28 protein-coding genes are annotated in these 23975 nt (G+C 38.5%); 10 read left to right on the top strand and 18 right to left on the bottom strand.

Annotation, left to right across the window (positions count from 1 at the left end; translation table 11 throughout):
- Positions 1-136: 136 nt before the first annotated feature.
- Together NQZ71_RS17140 and NQZ71_RS17145 are read left to right on the top strand one after the other, a co-directional pair.
- Positions 137-748 carry a TetR/AcrR family transcriptional regulator gene (locus NQZ71_RS17140; RefSeq protein WP_144452057.1) on the top strand — a complete coding sequence of 204 codons (612 nt, stop codon included), beginning with the start codon at positions 137-139 and terminating at the stop codon, positions 746-748.
- Between the two features lie 213 nt (positions 749-961).
- A complete protein-coding gene (locus NQZ71_RS17145; protein ID WP_275004457.1) occupies positions 962-1483 on the top strand; it encodes a DoxX family membrane protein in 522 nt (173 codons plus the stop codon).
- A gap of 51 nt (positions 1484-1534) precedes the next feature.
- On the opposite strand, the gene nrdG is transcribed toward NQZ71_RS17145, so the two are convergent.
- A complete protein-coding gene (gene nrdG, locus NQZ71_RS17150) occupies positions 1535-2020 on the bottom strand; it encodes an anaerobic ribonucleoside-triphosphate reductase activating protein (RefSeq protein ID WP_144452055.1) in 486 nt (161 codons plus the stop codon).
- Positions 2017-3861 carry an anaerobic ribonucleoside triphosphate reductase gene (locus NQZ71_RS17155; protein WP_275004453.1) on the bottom strand — a complete coding sequence of 615 codons (1845 nt, stop codon included), beginning with the start codon at positions 3859-3861 and terminating at the stop codon, positions 2017-2019. Before NQZ71_RS17155 ends, nrdG begins: the two co-directional genes overlap by 4 nt.
- Before the next feature lie 201 nt (positions 3862-4062).
- Between NQZ71_RS17155 and NQZ71_RS17160 the strand changes: the two genes are divergently transcribed.
- The 3 genes from NQZ71_RS17160 (at position 4063) to NQZ71_RS17170 (ending at position 6254) form a co-directional block, all read left to right on the top strand.
- Positions 4063-4785 (top strand): alpha/beta hydrolase, encoded by a 723-nt coding sequence (locus NQZ71_RS17160; RefSeq protein ID WP_144452053.1) that lies wholly within the window; start codon positions 4063-4065, stop codon positions 4783-4785.
- A gap of 166 nt (positions 4786-4951) precedes the next feature.
- Positions 4952-5464, top strand: a complete 513-nt coding sequence (locus NQZ71_RS17165) for a 2'-5' RNA ligase family protein (RefSeq protein WP_144452052.1) — start codon at positions 4952-4954, stop codon at positions 5462-5464.
- Between the two features lie 115 nt (positions 5465-5579).
- A complete protein-coding gene (locus tag NQZ71_RS17170; RefSeq protein WP_144452051.1) occupies positions 5580-6254 on the top strand; it encodes a DUF421 domain-containing protein in 675 nt (224 codons plus the stop codon).
- Between the two features lie 2 nt (positions 6255-6256).
- On the opposite strand, the gene NQZ71_RS17175 is transcribed toward NQZ71_RS17170, so the two are convergent.
- A complete protein-coding gene (locus NQZ71_RS17175; protein ID WP_144452050.1) occupies positions 6257-6508 on the bottom strand; it encodes a hypothetical protein in 252 nt (83 codons plus the stop codon).
- Positions 6509-6662: 154 nt separating this feature from the next.
- On the opposite strand from NQZ71_RS17175, the gene NQZ71_RS17180 reads away from it, so the two are divergent.
- The gene (locus tag NQZ71_RS17180; protein WP_275004448.1) at positions 6663-8975 is read left to right on the top strand and encodes a UvrD-helicase domain-containing protein; all 2313 of its coding nucleotides are present in this window, start codon (positions 6663-6665) and stop codon (positions 8973-8975) included.
- Between the two features lie 35 nt (positions 8976-9010).
- Here the strand turns inward: NQZ71_RS17180 and NQZ71_RS17185 are convergent, their stop codons facing one another.
- The 7 genes from NQZ71_RS17185 to NQZ71_RS17215 all read right to left on the bottom strand — a co-directional run bounded on the left by NQZ71_RS17185 (position 9011) and on the right by NQZ71_RS17215 (position 12746).
- Positions 9011-9265, bottom strand: coding sequence for a sporulation-specific transcription regulator SpoVIF (locus NQZ71_RS17185; protein ID WP_127736704.1), 255 nt, complete (start codon positions 9263-9265; stop codon positions 9011-9013).
- A gap of 144 nt (positions 9266-9409) precedes the next feature.
- Entirely contained in the window at positions 9410-9535 is a 126-nt protein-coding gene (locus NQZ71_RS17190; protein ID WP_144452048.1) for a YjcZ family sporulation protein, read from the bottom strand.
- A gap of 126 nt (positions 9536-9661) precedes the next feature.
- Entirely contained in the window at positions 9662-10018 is a 357-nt protein-coding gene (gene spoVAE / locus NQZ71_RS17195) for a stage V sporulation protein AE (RefSeq protein ID WP_127735815.1), read from the bottom strand.
- A gap of 17 nt (positions 10019-10035) precedes the next feature.
- Positions 10036-11049: a stage V sporulation protein AD gene (gene spoVAD / locus NQZ71_RS17200; RefSeq protein WP_144452047.1), complete on the bottom strand. Its 1014-nt coding sequence runs from the start codon at positions 11047-11049 to the stop codon at positions 10036-10038.
- Complete coding sequence (gene spoVAC / locus NQZ71_RS17205) at positions 11050-11523, bottom strand: stage V sporulation protein AC (protein ID WP_127735821.1); 474 nt, start codon at positions 11521-11523, stop codon at positions 11050-11052.
- A gap of 13 nt (positions 11524-11536) precedes the next feature.
- On the bottom strand, positions 11537-12013 hold the full coding sequence (locus NQZ71_RS17210; protein WP_144452046.1) for a sporulation protein: 477 nt from the start codon (positions 12011-12013) through the stop codon (positions 11537-11539).
- A 373-nt stretch (positions 12014-12386) separates the two neighbouring features.
- Positions 12387-12746 carry a DUF1360 domain-containing protein gene (locus tag NQZ71_RS17215; RefSeq protein WP_317011043.1) on the bottom strand — a complete coding sequence of 120 codons (360 nt, stop codon included), beginning with the start codon at positions 12744-12746 and terminating at the stop codon, positions 12387-12389.
- A 222-nt stretch (positions 12747-12968) separates the two neighbouring features.
- On the opposite strand from NQZ71_RS17215, the gene NQZ71_RS17220 reads away from it, so the two are divergent.
- Entirely contained in the window at positions 12969-13466 is a 498-nt protein-coding gene (locus NQZ71_RS17220) for a CotY/CotZ family spore coat protein (RefSeq protein ID WP_144452044.1), read from the top strand.
- A gap of 321 nt (positions 13467-13787) precedes the next feature.
- On the opposite strand, the gene NQZ71_RS17225 is transcribed toward NQZ71_RS17220, so the two are convergent.
- The 4 genes from NQZ71_RS17225 to mgtE form a co-directional block, all read right to left on the bottom strand.
- The gene (locus tag NQZ71_RS17225; RefSeq protein ID WP_317011044.1) at positions 13788-14312 is read right to left on the bottom strand and encodes a CotO family spore coat protein; all 525 of its coding nucleotides are present in this window, start codon (positions 14310-14312) and stop codon (positions 13788-13790) included.
- A gap of 202 nt (positions 14313-14514) precedes the next feature.
- Positions 14515-15288, bottom strand: coding sequence for an enoyl-ACP reductase FabI (gene fabI, locus NQZ71_RS17230; protein ID WP_144452042.1), 774 nt, complete (start codon positions 15286-15288; stop codon positions 14515-14517).
- A 120-nt stretch (positions 15289-15408) separates the two neighbouring features.
- Positions 15409-17256, bottom strand: a complete 1848-nt coding sequence (locus NQZ71_RS17235) for a monovalent cation:proton antiporter family protein (protein WP_317011045.1) — start codon at positions 17254-17256, stop codon at positions 15409-15411.
- Between the two features lie 51 nt (positions 17257-17307).
- Positions 17308-18657, bottom strand: coding sequence for a magnesium transporter (mgtE, locus tag NQZ71_RS17240; protein WP_317011761.1), 1350 nt, complete (start codon positions 18655-18657; stop codon positions 17308-17310).
- Between the two features lie 251 nt (positions 18658-18908).
- On the opposite strand from mgtE, the gene prpE reads away from it, so the two are divergent.
- Positions 18909-19646, top strand: coding sequence for a bis(5'-nucleosyl)-tetraphosphatase PrpE (gene prpE / locus NQZ71_RS17245; protein ID WP_317011046.1), 738 nt, complete (start codon positions 18909-18911; stop codon positions 19644-19646).
- A gap of 42 nt (positions 19647-19688) precedes the next feature.
- On the opposite strand, the gene NQZ71_RS17250 is transcribed toward prpE, so the two are convergent.
- Genes NQZ71_RS17250 through NQZ71_RS17265 form a run of 4 tightly spaced genes read right to left on the bottom strand, consistent with a single transcriptional unit; the run spans position 19689 to position 22481 of the window.
- Positions 19689-20546: an RluA family pseudouridine synthase gene (locus tag NQZ71_RS17250; RefSeq protein WP_260053698.1), complete on the bottom strand. Its 858-nt coding sequence runs from the start codon at positions 20544-20546 to the stop codon at positions 19689-19691.
- 51 nt (positions 20547-20597) lie between these two features.
- Entirely contained in the window at positions 20598-21392 is a 795-nt protein-coding gene (locus NQZ71_RS17255; RefSeq protein WP_144452039.1) for an NAD kinase, read from the bottom strand.
- A gap of 32 nt (positions 21393-21424) precedes the next feature.
- Positions 21425-22060, bottom strand: a complete 636-nt coding sequence (locus tag NQZ71_RS17260) for a GTP diphosphokinase (protein ID WP_127735848.1) — start codon at positions 22058-22060, stop codon at positions 21425-21427.
- 49 nt (positions 22061-22109) lie between these two features.
- Positions 22110-22481 carry a UPF0738 family protein gene (locus tag NQZ71_RS17265; protein WP_144452038.1) on the bottom strand — a complete coding sequence of 124 codons (372 nt, stop codon included), beginning with the start codon at positions 22479-22481 and terminating at the stop codon, positions 22110-22112.
- Between the two features lie 141 nt (positions 22482-22622).
- On the opposite strand from NQZ71_RS17265, the gene NQZ71_RS17270 reads away from it, so the two are divergent.
- Both NQZ71_RS17270 and NQZ71_RS17275 read left to right on the top strand, forming a co-directional pair.
- Positions 22623-23216 (top strand): CYTH domain-containing protein, encoded by a 594-nt coding sequence (locus NQZ71_RS17270; RefSeq protein ID WP_144452037.1) that lies wholly within the window; start codon positions 22623-22625, stop codon positions 23214-23216.
- 29 nt (positions 23217-23245) lie between these two features.
- On the top strand, positions 23246-23905 hold the full coding sequence (locus tag NQZ71_RS17275; RefSeq protein ID WP_317011047.1) for a lytic transglycosylase domain-containing protein: 660 nt from the start codon (positions 23246-23248) through the stop codon (positions 23903-23905).
- Positions 23906-23975 lie beyond the last annotated feature (70 nt).

A 23975-nucleotide genomic window follows, 5' to 3' on the forward strand; every position in this document is an offset into this window, starting at 1 on the left:
TTTCCCCTGTTAGTTATAGTATAATAACAGTAAGAATCAAGGACAATCAGCAAACAAGACGGCTTTTGTCTATTATCCAACAGACCAACTATAAAAAGCTGTTCAAGTCCTTTTTAATGAACATTTGAGGTGACATATGTCTAGTAAAAATGAATACCTTGATAAAAGAATACTCAAATCGAAAAAGGCATTAAAAGCAGCGTTTCTTTTGCTGATGCAGGAAAAGAACTTTAAGGATATAACAATCACAGATATTGTCCAAACAGCTGACTTAAACCGAGGTACCTTTTATAAGCATTATTCTTATAAAGAAGAACTATTGAATGAAATTATGGACGATGTAATGACAGATTTTATTGCTTCATACCGCGAGCCTTATAAAAATTCTGAAACATTTGAAGTGAGTAAATTAACTTCTAACGCAATTAAAGTGTTTGATCATGTTCAAAAGCATGCGAGCTTTTATAAGCTGATCATACACTCTGAAATATTTTCTGGATTTCCATATAAGCTTTGTAATGTACTAAAAGAATTATCCATTCAAGATTTACATGTACATGAAAATGACGCTCATATTGACAGAGAATTAGCTGCAAGTTATTCTGCCTATGCCATCTATGGCATGATTATTGAATGGATTGAAGCTGGTTTTAAATACAGCTCGAGCTATATGGCCGAACAATTGCTACTTATCATCAACAGGAACACAACAGTTGGTGTATTTAAACCGAGCATTGAAAATACTTAAGTGAAGCTCCCTCCTTTATGCAAAAAGGAGAAGCTTCTATTTGCATAAAAATCACATTTTGGTGATTTTTGACACACCCTTTAGGAAAAATTCAATTTTCAGACACAATCTCTTGGCTTATTTGTGAACTGTTTCACAATTTCAGTTTTTCCTTCCTACTTTTTGCTATATTTAACTTGTAAGAAATAATAAAATAAAGGAAGGATGAACATTATGTTTAATGCTTTTTTAAGAGAAAATAAAGTTGCTTCTGTCATTTTAACTGTTATTCGTTTATTTCTTGGTTACTCTTGGTTTAAATCTGGTTTTGGAAAATTGACAGGTGATGGATTTGATGCAAGCGGATTTTTGACAAATGCAATTAAAAACCCTGTTACAGGTCCTGACGGCGCCGTTTACGGCTGGTATACAAGTTTCATAGAAGGCTTTGCGATGCCGAATGTTGGATTATTTAACGTATTAATACCAATAGGAGAATTACTTGTCGGTCTTGGACTGATTCTCGGATGCTTAACAACTGCAGCTGCCTTATTTGGAGTAGTAATGAACTTCTCTTTCCTCCTTGCAGGGACAATTTCTCATAACCCTACAGATATACTAATGGGATTAATGATTATGTTTGCAGGTGCGAATGCAGGATACTATGGACTGGACAGATGGGTGCTGCCATTCTTACGAAAAACTATTCTTAAAGACAATAAGGAAAAACCGTTATCTCCTAACTTAAGAACTTAATTTATAAAAAATCAAAAAGCATGTGCAAACAGCACATGCTTATTCTTTTCGTTATATTATGTAAAGCACTGTTTTTTCCTCTAATAGACTGCGTGAGCAGTCTATTAGTCTTTGGTTCCTACTCCCCATAAACGACAGGGTCAAATCGCGTTTTTCAGCTACAAAGGGACCATCTACGACGACATCAATCAGCTTGCATATCGCTTTGCTGCTTTGGCGACTGATTAGCTCCTCCCATGTGTATCCTGTATAGCACCATATATTTTTCCCTCTTTCCTTCAGTGCTGAGGCAAGTGTAAGCAATTCATCGTGACACTGATAAAAGGGCTCTCCTCCACTAAACGTAATATCATTGAGAGTATTCTTCATCAGAAGATCAAATATTTCCATTGTCTTCAGCTCCTTGCCACCACCCACGTTCCAGCTTTGCGGATTGTGACAGCCTCTGCATTTATGAGGACAGCCAGCGAAAAAAATAGTGCTTCTTAAGCCTGGACCATCCACAATACTGTCTTGAATGATATTTAAAACCCTCATAAGTGCTTCACACGATCCTTCTCTTCTGACCGTTTCGCTGTGTTCCACTTATCCAGCGACCCAACAAGATATCCGGTTATTCTGCGTATCCGTTCAAAGTTTTTCTCGCCGACAGCACTGCAGCTTGGACAGCTGTTATCAATAATTCCTTTGTAACCGCATGAAAGACAGCGATCAACAGGATGATTAATACTGCCATACCCGATGCCTGCTTCCTTCATTGCCCGAACAATTTGCTCCATCGCCGCATGGTTTTTGCTTGCATCTCCATTCAGTTCTAAATATGTTATATGTCCTCCATTAGTCAGCTGGTGAAAGGGTGCTTCTTTATTGATTTTTTCAAGGGCGCTGATTTTGTAATAAACTGGTATATGAAAGCTGTTTGTAAAGTAAGGGCGATCTGTCACTCCCTTTATCATACCGAATTTCCTTCTTGCTTCCCTTTGTGCCTTGCCTGCAAGAGATTCAGCTGGCGTTGCCAAAAGGGAGTAGTTTAACTTTTTTTCTATTGTCGCTTCATCTGTCCTTTTTCGGATATGATTGATGATTTGTAATCCAAGCTTATAGGAATCCTCCTGTTCGCCATGATGAAAGCCTGTTAGGGCAACAAGCGCTTCAGCAAGACCTACGAACCCAAGCGACAATGTTCCCTGCTTCCAAATTTCCTCAAGTGTATCTTCAGGGTTAAGCGACTCACCATTTGTCCATACACCTTGTGTAAACAGAAATTTAAAGGTTGCCGCCTTTTTCATTCCTTGAAATTGATACCGCTCATATAATTGCTCAATAGCAATATGTATATATGTGTCTAAGCGCTTAAAAAAATCCTCCGTTGAGTCAGATTCCAATGCAAGGAGGGGAAGATTAAGGCTTGTGAAGGAAAGGTTTCCCCTGCCAATGCAGCCAGAATCTCCGTGGATATTTCCCAGCACTCTCGTTCTGCAGCCCATTGTTGCTGCTTCTGACTCTTTTGTGCCATTATAATATTCTTTGTTAAAAGGAGCATCGAGAAAAAGAAAATTAGGAAATAGCCTTGTACTTGTCGTTTCAATAGCAAGCTGGAAAAGGTCATAGCTTACATCTTCTTTGTTGTAATTGATGCCCTCCTTCACTTTAAAAACAATAATCGGAAATATCGGAGTCTCCCCTTTACCTAGACCTGCCTTCACAGCAAGCAGCAGGCTTTTAACGAGAAGTCTTCCTTCAACAGATATATCTGTGCCCAAATTTATCGATACAAACGGTGTCTGCCCTCCGCCTCTTGAATGCATGCTGTTGCATTCATGAACAAATGCTTCACACGCTTGGTATGTTTCTTCCTCTGTCCATCGCCAAGCCACTTCATGTACTTCTTCATCGCTTCCATGAAGTTCAGCTAATTTACTTCTATTACGGTGAAATGACTTTTGGATATATGGAGCCAGGTCATAGTCAAACAGCGGGATTGCTTGTCCTCCATGCTGCTGGTTTTGATTTGCTTGCAGGATAATGGATGTCAATGCCAAAGCACTCGTTATGCTCTTCGGTTCCCGCATAAAACCATGCCCTGTATTGAAGCCCCCCTCCAATATCTTTCCTAATGGAATTTGACAACAGGTTGCAGTCCCAGATGAATAAAAATCAAGATCATGAATATGAATATGCCCACTTAAGTACGCACTTTTTGCTTGTTCTGACAGCAGCCTTTCTATAGTAAAATGCTTTGTTGCGGCAGACGCAAAATGCATCATATGACTCATTGGCGCCATTCCATCCATATTGGCATTCTCCTGAATCAGGTCTACCCCTTCACCCTTTGATATATCAGCAAACTCCTTCATTAACTCTTCATATGTGCCCATTATTTCCTCTCCCTTAAGTGAATTCTTTTCCCATTATAAATGAATTCATTTAAAAAATATCTATATGTAGTATACAATTCACAAAACGTACACAATATCTAGTTGTGAAGCTTATTCAAAAAAATCAACAGATCTCCTCAAAAACCGCTTTTTTATGCTAAACTAAAACGGAATGAATAAAAAAATAAGGAGCATGCCTTTATGTCAAAAGGGACAATTAAAGAAATTTTATTCTACAGCAATGCATTACAAGAAGAGATAAAACTGCTTGTTTATTTGCCTCCAGACTATTCTGCTTTATATAAGTATCATCTATTAATCGCCCAGGACGGAAAGGATTATTTTCAACTGGGGCGGATTGGTAGGATTGCAGATGAGCTGCATTCAAATCATCAAATTCAAGGAACGATAATTGTCGGAATACCTTATAAAGACATCGCTGACAGAAGGGCTAAATACCATCCGGACGGAGAACAAGCGCAAAGCTATATCCGTTTCCTTGCACATGAGCTTACTCCATTTTTGGACAACGAATTTCCGACATACCAAATGGGACTTGGACGAGGACTTATCGGTGATTCATTAGGTGCGACTGTATCCCTTATGACTGCATTAAAGTACCCGCATACATTCGGCAAGGTAATGCTGCAGTCTCCATATGTAAATAAAGAAGTACTGACAGCTGTTGATGCTTTTCAGTCCTTTCATCTTCTTGAAATATTTCATATAATCGGAAAACAAGAAACGGCTGTCAAAACCTCGAGCAATACAATAGAGGATTTCCTTGAACCTAATCGGGATTTGGCTAACCTGCTCCATAAATCGAATGCTGATTACTATTACGAGGAATTTGATGGAAATCATACATGGAAATTCTGGCAGCCATACTTGAAGAATATTTTAATGCAAATGTATCCAAGCTAAATTAGCAACATTTTATATATGAAAATAATGAAAAAACAGATATTTTTGAACATCATTTTATAAATTTGTTATAATATCTTACAGATACTGCAAAACTGCAAGTAGGGCTAAAAATGCCTGCCTTTAGAAGAACATTACTTGAAAAGACGAAATGGGGGTTTCAACCATGAAATATGGCATCGCTATTTTTCCAGGAAAAGAGCTGCAAGATTTAGCTAATTCTTACCGTAAGCGCTACGATCCCAAATACGCTCTAATACCGCCACATATAACACTAGTAGGCGAATTTAATGCAGATAATGATGAGATTAAAACAATCAGCGACAAATTGCAGAAAGTGGCGAGCCATTACCATTCTATTGCCATTAAAGTTTTGAAAATCAGCACATTTCAGCCTGTCAATAATGTCATTTACCTTAAAATTGAACAAAACTCAAATTTAGAAGATCTACATACGGAAATTATTAATACAATTGGTGTTACACATGAGCACCCATTTATTCCGCATGTCACACTTGGTCAGCAGCTTTCTAATGATGAACATTTAGATTTATACAGCAGCTTAAGAATGCGGACATTCAGCCATGAAGAAACAGCAGATCGGTTTCATCTATTGTATGAACTGGAAAATGGATCATGGACTGTATTTGAAACATTTCGTCTTGGAAAAGACGAATAAGTGCTTTAAGCAGGCTTATGCAACTTTAAAGGAGGACGTCCCTATGGACATCCTCCTTTGTTTATTTTCCTATTTTCTTGTCTAGAATAACGGATGAGAAAGGATGATAATACATATGGATTTTTTCCACATCGGATCTGAGCTTGTTTTTGGATTTATCGCACTTCTCCTTTTTACTAAAATATTGGGAAAAACCGTTATCACCCAAGTAACAACATTTGATTTTGTTTGTGTGCTCGTCATTGGAGAATTAGTAGGTAATGCGATGTATGATCACAATACTGGTATTAAGGAAATATTGTATGCGGTGATTATTTGGGGTTCGCTGATTTTCCTGACGGAATTTTTAACACAGAAATTTCGCCGCTCTCGCAGTTTGCTTGAAGGAAAACCATCCATTATTATTCAAAAAGGTAAAATTGATTATGAACAGCTGAAAAAAAATCACCTAGATCTTAATCAGCTTCAGCATCTGCTTCGGACAAAAGACATCTTTTCCATTAAAGAGTGTCATTATGCTATATTGGAAACAGATGGGACAATCAATACGATAAAAAAACAGGCATACACTGCCCCTGTACGCAATGAGCTTCAACTCCCAAGCGAAGACAGCGCCATGCCTATCAGTCTTATCTTAGATGGCGAAATTATTGAAGAAAACTTGACTGCAGTTGGCTGGGATAAGAAGAAGCTCCTCTTAGAATTATCCGAACTAGGCATTCATTCCCAGAAAACAGTTTTGTATGCAGAATGGCATGAGAATGCCCCATTATATGTCCAAAACTTTTAAGATTAGACAAGCTCGTTGAAGTTCTGTCCCTTTCCTGTCAATTCGGCAAAGAGCTTGTCTGCCCCTTCTCTCTCCCGCTTAGAAAATTCCTGCTTGTTACTTGCGGCTAAGAACTGTCTTTCATTCTCATATGTAGTGGAAACAGCGGCAGGAGCATTTATTTTCTCACTTTTGAATGATTTTTCTTTTAGAGAAAGATCTTGTCTTACATACTGCTCATATTGGTAGTTTGTTAACGGAAGAATATAGCCCATATCGTTTGCCTCCTCAATTTTTTATAACCATACCCATATTTCATCTATGGTAATCTTTTTTCTTCCCTTTAATATGGTCTTTTATTTTGCTATGATAATAAGTACGTTAAAAATTTATATACAAATGAAGTATTGTACGAAATTGAGGTTAATTATGGAAACAGCCTACTATTATGATAGATTAATACATTTATATACTGAGACCCGCAGTGACTGGCAAAAATGGCATGAAGCAGGAAAAAAAGGACTTCTTGCTTGCGCTGTCTGCGGTGAGGCCGTAAAGCTTTATTTAGGCATAAAAGCAAAGCCGCATTTTTACCATGCTTCAAATTTAGAGGCTTGTGTTATGGAAGCTTCTCCAGCTGTCAAGGAGACCGCTGCTACTGCTGAGTACGAAGAAGAAACAAACGGTTTCCGATTGCCTAAGTCACGCTCCATTTCAACAACATCTTCTGTTCCCGAATTAAGCTTCAAAGAACCAAAAATAATTAAAACTACCTGTGACACTGTGACTCTGCATCATACTGACTCGCAAAGAGCAGATTCTTATTTGCATGCACTCTCACGTGGTGGTGTACATCTCGATGATTTCCAAAGCAAAGCAGTTACCACGAATGATAAAGCTGTTTTGGTCGTCGCAGGAGCAGGTAGCGGAAAAACACGTGTGTTAACCGCAAGGACTGCCTATCTTATTCATGAGAAAGAAGTAAATCCTGCTTCCATTATGCTTGTTACCTTTACAAGCAAAGCAGCACTAGAAATGAAGGAACGACTTATGAAATATCCTGACATGACTAAATCTATCATCAGCCGGATTGTTTCTGGGACCTTTCACAGCATACTCTATCAAATACTGCTTTTTCACGAGCCTGACAAATGGAAAAGGACGAATCTTTTGGCAAGCAACTGGCAAAAGGAACTGGCATTAAAAGAAATTGGAACAGAGCTTGGCATTGATATGAAAGATTTCCCATTTGATGCAGCCCTTCAATTAATAGGAGCATGGAAGAATTCCCTCCAGTTTCCGAATGAAATTAAGCCTGCTTCTGACTGGGAAGAAAAAGTCTTGCCGCTATACAAAAAGTATGAAGAAAGAAAACACATAAAAGGCCTATATGATTTTGACGACATGCTTGTTGGCGGATATTACTTTTTCCTTGAAAATCCTATGATACTTGAAACATACCAGAACAGGTTCTCCCATTTTCTGCTGGACGAATTTCAGGATATAAATAAAGTTCAATATGAATGGATTAAATTGATGTCCAAAAAGGCAGAAAGTGTTTATGCCGTTGGTGATGATGATCAGGCTATTTATGCATTTCGAGGCAGTGACCCGAAATACCTGCTTGATTATGAAAAGGATTTTACAAATGCAAAGGTTATTTATTTGCAGAATAACTATCGTTCTACAAATGAAATTGTAGCGGCTGCAAATGAAGTTATAAAGATAAACAAAAATAGGCGTCCTAAAAAAATGGCAGCGACATATTCTGGAGGCAACCCGCTTCTCTTTTACCCTTATGATGAAGAAGAAGAAGCAACAATGATTGTGACAGATATAGTCGAAAAAATCCAAGCTGGAGCAGAGCCAAAGGATTTTGCGATTTTATTTAGGACAAATACAAATAGCAGGGCAATGTTTGAACGACTTTCTTCCTCCAGTCTGCCATTTAGACTAGAGCAGGACTCTGGTTCCTTTTACAGTCGCTTTATTGTTAGGAGTATGCTTGCCTATTTAAAGCTTGCTGTTGATCCAGATGATCAGCATGCAGTCAGCAATTTATTGCCAACATTATTCTTGAAAAAAAGCGTGCTTCAGGATTTGAAGGCTTTAAGCATTTTAGAGGACTGCACGTTGGCTGATGGCTTTGCCAAAATTAAAACAGGCTTTGCCTTCCAAGAGTCCAAATTAAAAAAGATGCCAGCTGCTTTCCAAAAACTAAAATCAGCTTCACCACTTGAGGCGATTGCTTATGTTGAAAAGGAACTCGGCTTTCAGGATTTCATAAAAAAACGGGGTAATGAAGGCAATCAATGGGATAAAGGCTCTGACGATCTCCGTGACTTGAAGGTTGTCGCCAAAAAATTCGGCACGATCGCTGAATTTGTTGCTTATACAGATCATATGATTGCCATGAATACAGAACTAAAAAAGCAATACCAAGATACAAAAAATGCGATTACCTTAACAACCATTCATCGTGCCAAAGGACTTGAATATAAAACTGTCTACATTTTAGGAACGGTCGACGGCTCCATCCCGCATGAATATGCCTTGGAGGCATACCGCAACAGTGATACCCAGCCTTTAGAAGAGGAAAGGCGGTTATTATATGTTTCCATGACAAGATCAATGGAGAAGCTGTATGTATCTATCCCAATGCATTTGCGTGGACGAAAAGCAAAAACCTCCCGTTTCTTAAATGCTGTAAAGCTTGCAGATTTGCCAAAAGATGAGATATAAGGGTAACACTCAGCTTTTAGAGGTTACCCGCCAGCTTACTTTTTATTAATCATTTTAGACAGTGTGTTGAAATCAAGCTGCTTTCCATCCTTAACAATGGATTGAACAATTTTGTCTTCTGTTTCTTTTGGAACTGGTTTTCCAGCAATTTGCGATACTCGACGAATGACGCCTCTTACCGTCTGTTCATCTTTAAAGTTTGCATTTTGCAGAGAATTTGCCAAATCAAAAATGTCCTTCATGTTCACACCTGTTTTTGATTCTATATTCTTAAAGAAGTTATTATTCATAATCATATTTCCTCCTTCTTGAGCTACTTTACATATTATGTAGATTCAATCAAAAGGTGAAAATATCGTGCAAATTAAAATAAAAAAAATCAAAGGATAGGCTTTCCACTAAGAAAGCCTATCCTTTCGTTCATTTACTAATTATTAAGCATAGAAGCTAGCGCCAACAATAATCAATAGAATGAAAAGTACAACGATTAAAGCAAATGAAGAACCATAACCGCCGCCGCCGCTATAGCCGCCACCATATCCATATCCGCCGAAACACATACACCTTCACCTCACTTCTCCTTTATTCTTTAATAGCATATGGATTAAAGGATAATGTGTATAGGCAAGCTCCTAGCATTTGACGAATTGTACGATTGACTAATTAACGGTTAAGAAAATCGTTACTTAACCCTTTGGTTTAAATATTAGTGCACCAATAAAACCAAAAACGATGGCTGCAGAGATACCTGAGCTTGTCACTTCAAACATACCTGTTAAAACCCCAATTAATCCATGAGTTTCTGCCTCCTGCATAGCACCATGCACTAAGGCGTTTCCGAAGCTTGTGATAGGGATTGTTGCACCAGCCCCAGCAAAATCTGCAAACGGTTCATATAAGCCTAAGCCATCCAATATAGCTCCTGCGACTACTAAAGTAGTCAATGTATGAGCAGGTGTCAGTCTGGCCACATCAAACATCAGCTGACCAATTACACAAATTAAGCCTCCAATTACAAATGCCCAAAAAAACATTGGTAGCATTATTCCGCCTCCTTCCTCTATATTTCAATTGATACGGCATGAGCAATACATGGGATTGATTCCCCTTGCTGAACCGTCAGTGGAGACAATAACGCTCCTGTTGCGACAACTAATATTCTTTTATAAGTCCCTTTTTTCATTTCATTCAGCAAATGTCCATATAAGACTGTCGCAGAGCACCCAGCCCCACTTCCTCCTGATTGCACTGGCTGATCACTTTTATATACAAGCAATCCGCAGTCTTTGAATTTATTTTCATCCGTATAAATTCCCTTTTCCTTCAGAAGAGCCATCACTGAATCTCTGCCGATTTTGCCTAAATCGCCTGTAACGATTAAATCATAATGAGATGCATCAACACCTAAATCATTGAAATGAGCTTGAATAGTATCTGCTGCTGCTGGCGCCATTGCGCCGCCCATATTAAACGGATCTATTAAGCCCATATCCATTACCTTGCCTATTGTTGCCGCAGTAGTATATGGCGTATTTCTATAAGTTCCATCATTTTCTGTTAGCAGTGCCACCCCAGCTCCTGTGACTGTCCATTGTGCTGTCGGCGGCTTCTGACCGCCATACTCAGTAGGATAGCGAAACTGCTTCTCCACTGCTGCGTTATGGCTTGATGCACCTGTTAAAATATTTTTAGCTCCATTATAGTTAACAATAAAAGACGATAACGCAAGTCCCTCCATTGAAGTGGAACAGGCACCAAACAGACCGAAATATGGTATTTTTAAATCGCGGGCAGCAAAGCTAGAAGGAGTAATTTGGTTAATAAGATCGCCAGCAAGCAGAAATTGAATATCCTCAGCTGTTCGTCCGCTTTTTTGAAGAGCAGTTTGTGCAGCCTCTTCTAAAAGAACCCTATGGGCCTGTTCATAAGATGTTTTGCCCATCCATAAGTCTTCATGTAGAACATCAAAATCCTTCGCCAAATTCCCATTTCCTTCAAATGGTCCACCTGAAACACCTGTAGATTGTATAACAGGCTTGTTTTCAAAAATCCACGATTGCTTCCCTTTTAACAATTACATAACCCCCCTTGCCATCAAAACAATGGTTTTTATCAATGCAACAACAAAAGCAGAAAAAACACCAAAAAGAATGACAGAACCTGCCAATTTAAAAATATTTCCTCCTACTCCTAACACAAACCCCTCTGTACGATGCTCTATAGCTGCAGAAATAATGCTGTTTCCAAAGCCTGAGACCGGCACTGCACTTCCTGCTCCAGCAAATTGACCGAGGCGATCATAAATACCAAAACCAGTCAGCAGCATGGACAGGAATATGATTGTCGCACTTGTTGGGTTTCCCGATGTTTGCTCTGTAAAGTGGAAAAAATAAATATATAAAAAAGAAAACAATTGTCCCAGGGCACAAATAATCCCGCCAACAAAAAAAGCTTTTATGCAATTTTTTACTACTGGCCTCTTTGTTTCAAATTGCTTCTCTAGCTGCTCATACTGTTTTTGCTGTGGTGTCTTTTTTTTCTTCGCCATTATTACCTTCTCCTTATGTTAATTCATTGGTGAGATTAATTATTTCCTCAAGCCGCTTGTCCGCCTGCTTTTCACTATAATCCTTATCCTTCATCTTATCTCCAAGCCTGATGGACTCTAAAAATATCTTATAATCGCTCGATACAGTGAATGTATGGTCAGGAAACTTATCACTTAATATTTTGTTCAAATCACCTTCAATGCCCTTCATACGAAATCTGGACATATGCTTGACCTTGTAAGCAACAAGAATATCCTTCGAGCCTTTGATAACTGCCACATCGTAAATTGACTTTATGGAGCTGGCTTCATCTTTTACTTGTTCTACTAATATTTGCTCCAGCTGATCGGGATTTTTCGTAATGGTTAATGGAGCAGGATTAACCTTTGTGAATAGAGCCGTCCCGCTTGAAGGTGATGACTCCTCACAACCGGTCAGCACTAAAAGCATGATAATAAATAAACCCAAAAAACGTTTTTTATATGTCATATTCGTCCCTTCCTATGTAAAAGATGTATGTTTTTGCTTTGTTTTATTTTCTTCGTTTCTTTTGGTTTTTATGAAAAAAATTCAAAAATGAATTCACCCAACTTTTGTAAATAAAAAAAGAACGGCTTCGTCCGTTCTTTTCTAAATTATTATTATCCTTTTGATGTAAATACTTTCTTCCCACAGCCACAGCCAGATTTTTTCACCTTTTTTTTACGGGGTATAGCTGTTGTGGCTTCTTCTTTTTTTGTCGTTTTTTTCATCATTTCAAGACCTCCCGTTTGAATTTAGACATCAGAATATGTCTACCATATTGTATGTCAATGGAATTTTGTGTGTGTAAACAACTAGCCTATTAGACGAAGAACGTAAATTAATGGTTATAAACAACTCTCTGTACGACTGCTTCTATAATAGATGCAGCACCAGCAATCGCTAAAATAAGTACAAGCGGTAAACAAATAGCTGGTAGAAAATAATGTAAAAGGACAAGAAAAGCTGCACACCATATTCCTGTACACCAGTAACAGCTGATTAATTCACCAAAAAATCCCCTAACCTTCCCGGACTTCGGAACATAATATATCTCATCAGTTCCCTCTTCACCTTTTTCAATAATTTCATCAAGTACAAACCGCCGAAGGAATTCTGTTATGCGGTCAAACACTAATAATCTTGTCAGGCGAAATGTGGCTAAAACAAGGAGCAGCAGCTCCATCCATTCAATATTCAAATTTAGTCCTCCTTAAATTTTTTTCTTCTTACACCTTAATATGAAAAAATGGATCTTTAAGTGCCTATTAGCCACAGCAGACAGTCTAATTTCAGCTGAACAATTAGGCATGCGCCTAAATTTCAAGAAAAAAGGCGTTTGTCCGTAACCCATAAGGGCCTTCGGCAATATGTTAGTAGTGTAGTATCACAAAGAAAGAAACAAACAAGGAGGAAATCAATTATGGGTTGTGGAAAAAAAGATGATGTTTTAGGTACTTCTAGCTGTGTTTGCGAAGTGGTTCGCGCCATTAAAGATATTCAAGATAGTGCAGAAGATAACTGCGAATGTGAAACAAATTGCTTCTCTGAGCCACTAGGTTCACTTGTTTCCCCAACAAAACGCAGTAAAGCAGATACTCGCGTATTTGTATTAAAAACAGCTGACGGCTCACCTTTCCATGCTTTCTTCAGAGGAGATGACTGTGCATGTGTATCTATCTTCTTCCGCGTAGAAGAAGTTTTCGATAACTGCTGTGCAGTATTGAGAGTGCTTGCGCCAGTTACTAACACTCACTCTGGCAGAGAAACACTTGATATCACAGGACCAAAAGGCGTTGACCTTGGCAAAATCTGTGAAGTGGATGGATTCCGTCGCACAAGCGATTGCATTACAGTCGACTTGAAATGCTTCTGTGCAGTACAATGCATTGCTGACGTTGATTTAGACATCTGTGATTAATATAAGCGAAATCTTTACCCTTCAACCAGTCATTTTATATGGCTGGTTGTTTATTTTATTTATCATTTGCTTTATCCGTATAAAAGTATATAGCCAACTCTTAAGTAGGTGGGAAAATAATAATTGGAATTTTCCACAAAGCCAGCCGCACTACCCAAATTTTACTTTGTGCATGTTCGTTTTTTTATTGATGACGGAATCTGTCTTTCTTTCATATAATTTTTTAAACCTTAAACCAAAAGAACTTCTCCAGACGAAAGTTATATACAAGCAAAAAAAAAGACGCACTTTTAACAGTGCGTCTTTTTATTCGAGCGATGTTTACATACCGACCATTTTAACCTCGATAATTTTCTTTGTGAAAAGTGAGATTTCCTCGCCATCCATTAATTTCACTGTAACTGTCTTGTCAGCTTTACCTATTATAAATCCTCTGAATTGCTGGCCGTCTGCTACTGTCACAATACACGCAACTGGAGGCAGCTGTTTAGGAAAGTTAAAAAGATAAATCAGCTTTTCTTCTACGTCCATGTCTCTAAAGCTTTTAAGCTTGCGGAATGCTGGTTGGCGTACTGGAGTTTTTTGTTGTTCCGCCTGCTCGACATGATACTCATGTATTTGATCCCGAACAGCTGCTGGCGTTTCAATCATGCCGATTGCACTATCTTTTTCGGATATCTTTTCTTTTTTACTTTCAAGCATTGCTGTTCTTTCCATTTCCTCTCGTTGCTTTTGCTTTATTCTTTGTGCTTTTTTTGCTGAAAATGTAGTTTGCATGTTTTCTTTAACGATAGGTTTGTGCTGAAACAAGAGAGGTGATTCTTTTCTTGCCGTTTTCTTCCTCATACTGTCACCTCCTACTACATATAGGAACAAGAGTCACATAAGGTTCCGCTTGCCTACTTCACCCTAATGTATGCTGGGGCATGCATTAATGTTAATCACTATGCATTTGCTGATTGTCATTCTTTAAAAGATATTCTTATGACTGGAATACTATTCAAACAGAAATAAAGCACTGACCTATGCGGCCAGTGCTTTTGTGTTATTATGAAATAATATGGAATCCTGAATCAACGTGGATGTTTTCGCCTGTTATTCCTCTTGCCATATCGCTGAATAAGAATACAGCTGTATCCCCCACTTCTTCAGGAGTTGTCGTTCTTCTTAGCGGTGAACGGTCTTCAATCTCCTTCAGGATGGAGTTAAAGTCACTGATTCCTTTTGCAGACAGGGTACGGATCGGTCCTGCTGAAATCGAATTAACACGAATTCCTTCTTTTCCTAAATCAGATGCTAAGTAACGAACACTTGCATCAAGAGAAGCCTTTGCCACACCCATTACATTGTAATTTCTGATGGCACGTTCGCCGCCCAAATATGTCAGAGTAACAATGCTTCCGCCTTCTGTCATTAACCCTTTCGCTTCTTTAGCAACAGCAGTCAATGAATAAGAGCTGATGTTATGAGCAAGCATGAATCCTTCTCTTGTCGTATTCATGTAGTCTCCTTGAAGCTCTTCCTTGTTTGCAAAAGCGATGCAGTGGGCAATTCCATGAATTGTTCCAACATCGTTCTTAATTGTTTGGAAGCATTTTGCAATGTCTTCGTCATTTGTTACATCACATGGCAAGACGATGCTGTCAGATGTATCAAGTGTAGCCACAAGGTCACGTACACTTTTCTCCAATCTTTCTCCTGCATATGTGAACACTAAACGTGCACCTGCTTTATGAAGGGATGTCGCAATGCCCCATGCAATGCTTCTTTTGTTTGCTACCCCCATAACGACATAGGTTTTGCCTTTTAATGAAAAGCTCATATTTTATCCTCCTAAAATATATTACAAGTTATTAGTACCTAGTACTAATTTTACTATACTATAACCAAAAAGAAAAGTACTGTACAGTAGTCATTTGGTTTATTTTCCAATGAAGTATTTCTATATTCGTTCTAAATTCCTCTTCAGTTCCCTTACATATTCCTCTGATCCCGTTACGATTAAATGATCATATAGCTGAAGTTCCGTATCTCCATGCGGTATAACTGAATCTGCTCCCCTGAAAATACGCACAAAAATTACATCTCCTGTAAAAGGGAATTTTCTTAATGACATTCCTTCAAACCCTTTATTCTTAATCGTAATTTCATGTAAAGAAGTCTCGTTATTTCCTAACAATGCAAGAATGCTTGGTGATTGTATCATTGCCTTAAGCAAAGCTTTTGTTGATGTAAATGATGAAAATACTTCAATCCCTTCGCTTTGCAGATAGGCTTCCTTATCAATGTCTTCCATTCTGCATATAACCCTATCAATCCCAGCTTGCTTTAAAAGAATGCTCATTCTTTCATTTTCACTGCTGTCTCCTGTAGAAACAACTACAATATCTGATGCCACTATGTTCGTATTCATTATCACTTCTTCGGTATAATTATCCAGCTCTGTTATTTCAAATAATGAATCAGCAATTTGTAAATCAAGCTTTTCTTGTTTTTTATGATAAAACTTCACCTTGTAATAAGGTGCCTTTAATTCTTGATACAGCTGCATGGTTATCTGATTCACACCAATGATTGAAATATTTACTGCCTTTTCCCCTGCTGTTTCCTTCGGGAAAAGCTTTTTGAAAACGATTGGTGTAATAATACATGAAATTATTGCGACAAGAATAAATATCCCGCTCATTTGGGGGGTAATAATATTCATTCTTTCTCCGATTGTTGCTGCTGCAATTACTAGAGATAATGTTGAAGTCAATAAAAATCCTGATGACACTACAGTGCTGTTGTCATACCACTTCTTTAAATAAAAGACTGGCACCATCTTGCTTGCTAATAACGCCAGCAATAAAAGCGGTATAAATAAAAGGAGCATTGGATCTGTAAAAAGTGACCATAAATCCATCTTTACGCCAATCATAACGAAAAATATTGGAATTAAAAATCCATAGCCAAACGAATCCAGTTGATGCACAAGCTCTTCATTTGGTGACAACAGCGACACTAGAACTCCTGCCAAAAAAGCCCCAAGAATATTTTCCGCACCGACTGTTTCAGACAATGCTACTAAGAAAATAATTAACGCAAATACAGCCCTTGTGCCTATCTGAACTGTTCCTTTTGACATAGAATCTGCCGTATTTTTGTTTTTGAAGCGTCTGCCTGCAAAATATAAAAGCACTCCTGCTGCAAAAAGAATTAGTAAAAGCCATGTGTTACCGCCGCTTTCATGAATGGAGGCAAATACTGCAAGCAAGATCATTGTTGCAAGATCAGCGATAACCGCAACAAGCAGGATTATTTGCCCTATTGCTGTTTTCATGATATTTGCTTCTTTTAAAGTTGGTACAACCACCCCAAGAGAAATAGTAGAGATGATAATAGTCATTAAGAAAATACTATCAACAAAGCCTGCGAGCACAAATAAACAGCTCAAAATAAGCGATAAAGCAAAAATAGCCACAAAGATAATGATAGACGTTGAAAACGGCTTTGGCTCAAGCTTGCCATTCGACAATGTCTCTCTTTTTTTCTTGCTTGAAAAAGATTTAAAGTCTATCTCCAGTCCACTTAAAAACATGAGAAAAATAAAACCTAAAGTAGATAATGTCTCAAGCCAAGTATCCTGCTCTACAAGATTAAACCCGCTCTTTCCAATAATTAACCCCATAATAATTTCTGCAACCACGACAGGAATAACATTTAACTTAAGGCGGTGCAAAATAATCGGTGTCAGCAATGCCACGATAATGACGATCATTAAGGACATTACGGATGCGCCGTGTTCCATTCCCTTTTCCTCCTTGAAAATACTGTTCTTTATCATGTAAAACTTAACTAGTTAAAAGCCCATAAACAATGTTGCCATTCCAAAATAAATCAAAATGCTAATAATATCATTTAATGTAGTGATAAACGGACCTGAGGCAACAGCAGGATCAATTTTTAGTTTATTCATTACTATCGGGATTATAGAACCAGCAATCGTCGCGACAATGAGTGTCCCTAATATTGATGCTCCTACCAATAATCCTAAGTAAATATTACCTTTCCAAAAATAAATAACAAAGGTTACAAGAATTCCACAGACTCCGCCTGTAATTAAACCTGTGCCTGCTTCACGGATTATCAGCTTGAGCTTGCTCTCCTTCTCCAAGTCACCTGTCGCAATTCCTCGCACAGCAACCGCTAATGCCTGTGTTCCTGTGTTTCCGGCCATCCCTGCAATAAGGGGAATAAAAACTGCCAGGATGGAAACCTTACTCAATGTTTCTTCAAATCTGCCAATCAAGCTTGCTGTGAACATGCCTAAGAATAATAAAATAATCAGCCATGGCAATCTTTTTTTGGCAGCAGAAATAGGATGCTGGTCGACATAGTCCATATTTGAAACTGCTGCAAACTTAGAATAATCATCTGAAGCCTCTTCCTCTAGTACATCCACAATATCATCGATTGTGATGATACCGAGCAGCCGCTCTTGAAAGTCCACTACAGGCAATGCAAGAAAATCGTAGTCCCGCATTTTCCTTGCAGCATCCTCCCTCGTTTGACTAACAGAAACAGAATAAACACTGTCATTCATGATGTCAGCAATAAGTGTATTATCGTCACTTATTATTAGATTCCTTAAGGAAACAACACCAACAAGAGATTTCAGCTCATCAACCACATAAATATAATAAATCGTTTCTGCATTAGGAGCTTCCATCTTCAGCAAACTCATTGCTGATGATACCGTCATATGGGAATACAGGCTGACATACTCTAATGTCATAATACTCCCGGCAGTATCTTCCTCATAATCCATCAATGCCTTCACATTGCTTGCTGCTTCAACCGACATAAGTGCAATATAGCTGATTGCCTGTTCCTTATTAAGAGCATTTAAGATATCAGCTGCATCATCTGCCGACATATGTGTAAAAATGTCGGCCACATAGGAAGGCAAAAGTCTGGCAAACAGCTCCTGATAATCACGATCCTCCATTTCTAAATGCTCAAACAGCTCCGCAATTTCTTCCGGTGCTAAAAAATGAAAGACAAGCTCCTGCTCTTCCTTCTCCAATTCCTTAAAAAATGAAGCTTGATCATACGGATGCAGATCTAAAAACGCTTCTCTGAACTTCGTTAAGTTTGCATTTTGTAAAGAATGGAGCAATACTTTTTGTTTTTCTTCATAGATGCTCATTATCTCTTTCAATAATATCCTCCTTTCAAAAGGTTCCTTTATACTAACAAACCAAGTATGATTTGTCGTCCGTCTCGCTAATTTCACACAGGTTTTTTTGTTTACAAAAAATAAGGAATGAAAATAAGAGAGGCTATTATATATTCCCCATTTATCAGTAAGTAAAACTTTCATGTTACCTCATAATATTCAGTTTCCTACAAAAGCTAATGAATATGACAAGTAGGACTTAATATGGTTGGAGGAAGAATATGAAGCTGGATATTATCGGAGACATTCATGGTTGCTTTGAAGAACTTCAAGCATTAACAACAAAGCTTGGATATAGCTGGGATTCAGGCTATCCTGTTCATCCAGAGGAAAGGAAGCTTGCTTTTGTCGGTGATTTAACAGACCGCGGCCCGTTTTCCCTTGGTGTAGTGGATGTTGTATGCACACTTATTGAAAAAAAATTAGGTTATTATGTGCCTGGAAATCACTGTAACAAACTCTATCGCTATTTCTTAGGGCGAAAAGTTCAAATTACACATGGACTGGAAACAACGGTAGCAGAACTGAAGCAATTGAAAAAAAAGGATAGGGAGATTATTAAAAACAGATTCATGAAACTATATGATACCTCACCTTTATACCAAGTTCTCGATGACGGAAAGCTTATCATTGCACATGCTGGGATTAAGGAAGAGTATATCGGCAAGCATTCGGACAAGGTGAAAACATTTGTCCTATATGGCGATATTACAGGGGAAACGCATCCTGACGGTTCACCTGTCCGCAAGGATTGGGCAAAGTCCTATTCAGGAAATGCTGTGATTGTGTACGGACATACGCCCGTAAAAGAGGTTCGTAAAGTTAATAATACGTTTAATATTGATACAGGGGCAGTATTCGGGGGACAGCTTTCTGCGTTAAGCTATCCAGAATGGACGGTGCAATCCGTTCCTACTTCCATGCCTTTTGTTGCAGAGAAGTTTCGTTCATTTGAATAGTAAAATAAAAGAGACCAAGGCCTGAAACCTTGGTCTCCTTTTTCACACAATAAGCTTTTTCATATCTTCAGGAAGGTCAATGGAAAACTCGATATCACGGCCAGAGATCGGGTGGATAAATGCTAATCGCGAACAGTGGAGTGCTTGCCTCCCCATTTCGCTTCGTGCCCCGCCATATAAATCATCGCCGACAAGCGGATGTCCGATATAAGAAAGATGAACACGGATTTGATGTGTTCTGCCCGTTTCCAAGGAGAGCCTGACTGCGGCAAATGCTTTATATTGACTTAAGACATGATAGTGAGTTATAGCCGTCTGTCCGTCCTCTCTCACTTCCCTTGTAATGATACTGTCTCCACATCTGCCAATCGGAGCATCGATTGTACCTTGCATTTCGGTAAATACGCCTTCAGCAAAGGCCGTATAATTTCGTTTCACTAAACCGCCCTTTTGCTGTTCACTCAAAAGGTGATGTATATGGCGATGCTTTGCAATGAGGACAATGCCTGATGTATCCCTGTCCAGCCTTGTCACAATATGTGTCGTTGCAGCTATTTTTCTTTTCGTATAATAGCCGAAAATTGCATTTGCAAGGCTGCCTGCAGGATGCTCTCTTGAAGGAATTGTGTTCATGCCGCTCGGCTTAACCACAATAAGAAGAAAATCATCCTCATATATAATTTCAAGCGGTATTTCTTCTGGAACTAAGCCGGCACTTGGCTTTTCGACAGGGAAAGATATGGAAATTCGATCGCCCTTTTTCACTTTATAGCGGACATTCTGCTCTAACTCATTGACGGTTATCTTACCACCTTTGAATTTAATATCTGTGAGCGCTGATTTTGAAATTGATTTCTCTTTTAAGAATTCCTTCAGCAGCACTTCCCTGTCTTCTTCCATAATCCAGTCTAACTTAAATGTCACGCACCTTGCACTCCTATTTCCTTTTTATCATTCCGAAATGAAAGAATCATGAACCCTTTTCCAAAATGGAAATGATCTGTATCTTGCAAATCTTATTTTCTCTTCGGCAACCCGATAATGAATCGATTTTACTTTCTTATGAAGCAGTGTCAAATGATCAATGGAAATACGGAAATCAGGCTCATTGACAGGACGCAGCACACATGTATGATGCTCAGGGATAATAAGCGGAGAGCCTACTGTCCGAAAGACGCGATTGTTTATTGAGGCCATTTCTGCCAATTGTATCGCTCTTATGGATGGATGAAGCAGTGCTCCACCTAAAGCTTTATTATAGGCTGTGCTTCCTGACGGTGTTGAAACACATAATCCATCGCCTCTAAAGCGCTCAAAATGTTCACCTCTTATTTCCACATCCATCACAAACGTGCCATCAATACTTTTTACAGTTGACTCATTAAGAGCAAGATATCTCGTTTCCTTCTCCTCGTCCTGATATTGAACGGTCACTTCTAGCAGCGGATATTCGACAACACTGTATGGCGTTTTTGCTATTGCTATAACTAGCTTTTCAATTTCATCTGGAGTCCAGTCGGCATAAAAGCCAAGATGACCTGTATGAACACCAACAAAAGCCGTTTTATCCAAGCGGCTGCTGTAGCGGTGAAACGCATATAATAAAGTTCCATCTCCACCGACTGAGATGACGATATCCGGCTCTTCTTCCTCATACTCCATCTCAAAATCAAGCAAGTATTGTTTTAATAGCTGTACCAAGTTATCCGATTTTGAATCACCTTTTGAGGTTACGGCAAATTTCATTTTTTATAGCTCCTCTTTGAAATGATGGAAAATCATTTTTTCCTGTCCTTCTTCTCCTTTTTTCGATTGAAAAAAGCTTGTGCTTCCTGAATTTCTCCACGAATCAGCGACATTTCCTTATCGAGGCGGAAGGCAGCTTCAGCTGCTCCCTGCAATCTCATTTGGATATCCTTTGGAAATTGCCCTTTATATTTATAGTTAAGTGAATGTTCAATTGTTGCCCAGAAGTTCATGGCAAGCGTACGAATCTGTATTTCCATTAAGATCTTCTTCTCACCATTAATCGTTTGAACTGGATAAATTATTACAACATGATAGGAGCGGTAGCCGCTTTCTTTCCTGTGGAGGATATAGTCTCTTTCCTCGACAATTTCAAAGTCATTACGCTGTCTTAGTAATTCTACTACTCTTATAATATCGTCAACAAACGGACACATCATACGCAGACCAGCGATGTCCTGCATCTCTGTTCCTAACTTGTCTAAAGGTATCCCCTTTTCATTTGCCTTATCAAGAATGCTCGCTATCGGCTTCACTCTTCCTGTGACAAATTCAATCGGTGAATGCTCCTCCTCATCATGCTCAAACTGGCGTCTCATGCCCTTTAGCTTCACTTTTAATTCATCTACTGCTTGTTTATAAGGGGCTAAAAATTGATCCCACTGCATGTATAACACCCCATTTTCATAGGTTTCCTTCATTTATGTAAGTATATTACTATTTAGAAAATACGGACGTAACAGCCTGTTCCATTTCTTCCCCGTAATTGCCGTTACCCTCAATATTATCAATTAAGTATTCCATTTCTTCTTTCCAATCAATCAACTCAAGATTGTCTTGGCCATTTGACAAATAAAGTTTAAGATTTGCTGCTAAGCCTTTTTTTATGCTCAGCCAAATATCCTTATGAAGAACAATATAAACATACTCGTCTTCTTTTTCTGCTATATATATAAATGCGAAAGAATCAGAATCAACCAGAATTTGACCCTTAGGTGTCAGCTGGCTAACTGGGTAACTTTCGTCTACTTCCAAGATAATTTTTGTATCTGCTATTTCTGCATTTAGTACTTGTAGTTTTTCTGTCATTTCTTCACCCTCCAACTATGCACTATTTTACCACATTGCTTAAATTTATCCTAAATATTGCGGTCAGAAACAAACAAAGAGATAATAACTACTAGAAGATAATTAATGAAGTACGGGAAAAATGCCGTGAAAGGAAATTAGATGATGGAGAAAAATATCGAAATTGAATTTAAAAACATACTCACAAAAGCGGAATACATTGAGCTACTTAACCATTTCCAAGTGAAGGAAACCGAATTGTTTAAGCAAGAGAACCATTATTTTGATACAAAGAACTTCGAACTTAAAGAGCGCAGCTCTGCACTTCGCATCCGCAAAAAGCAATCTGGTTATGAACTGACATTAAAACAGCCTTGTGATGATGGCTTGCTTGAAACGAATAAGCAGCTAACTGCAGAGGCTGGAGAGGAAATGATTCAAACTGGTAAAATAAATGACCCGCAGTTTGCATCCATTTTAGAAGAAATGGGAATTGCTCCTGAGAGCATTGTCTATTTCGGTTCACTAAGCACAATACGTGCAGAAAAGGAAACTGGAAATGGTTTACTAGTTTTTGACCACAGTTTTTATTTAAATATCGAAGATTATGAGTTAGAATATGAAGTAAGCGACAGAAAAGAAGGACAAGTCTATTTCCAAGAGCTTCTTCATTCTTTTCAGATTCCAATAAGAGAGACGAAAAATAAAGTAAGAAGATTTTATGAACAAAAATATAGGAACGATATAAATTCATAATAAAGTTTACCAGCATATGGAGGAACTACATGAAAATAGATCAATTAAAAGCTTTGTTTGAACTGCAGGCAATGCAAAGTATGACAACTGGAACATCTAACAGTTCCTCTTCTTCAACAAATCTATTTCAAGAGCTGCTCGGCAGTTTCACATCAAGCGGGACAGGAATTGCAGATAGTATTATTCAGAATACGCTCGGAAGTAATTCTGGAGTAAGCACAATCAATAGTGCAAACCCTTTGCAAACAAGTACAAGCAGCTCCTTGCTGCCAATTAGTCTGACTAAATTAGCGAAAACTGACTCGAGCTCCACAAGTGACTTTGATGACATTATTAAACAAGCTGCTGCTAAATACGACGTTCCGGAAAAGCTGATTAGCTCTGTCATTAAGGTGGAATCGAACTTCAATCCAAACGCAACAAGCTATGTAGGTGCATCAGGTCTTATGCAATTGATGCCTTCCACTGCAAGAGGCTTAGGAGTAGATAATGTTTTTGATCCAGCACAAAACATTATGGGTGGTACGAAATACTTAAAGCAAATGCTTACGAAGTATGACGGTAACGTCAGCCTCGCATTGGCTGCCTATAATGCAGGTCCTGGAAATGTAAACAAATACGGAGGAATACCTCCTTTTAAAGAAACACAAAACTATGTTGCGAAAGTAACACAGCACTATACAGCATAATATCACTCGGCAGGTCCTGCAATACAGGCCTGCTTTCCTTGGCTCTATATCCGGTGTTTTTGACAGTGGG

It is taken from the genome of Niallia taxi, from assembly GCF_032818155.1.
Classification (GTDB): domain Bacteria; phylum Bacillota; class Bacilli; order Bacillales; family Cytobacillaceae; genus Niallia; species Niallia taxi_A.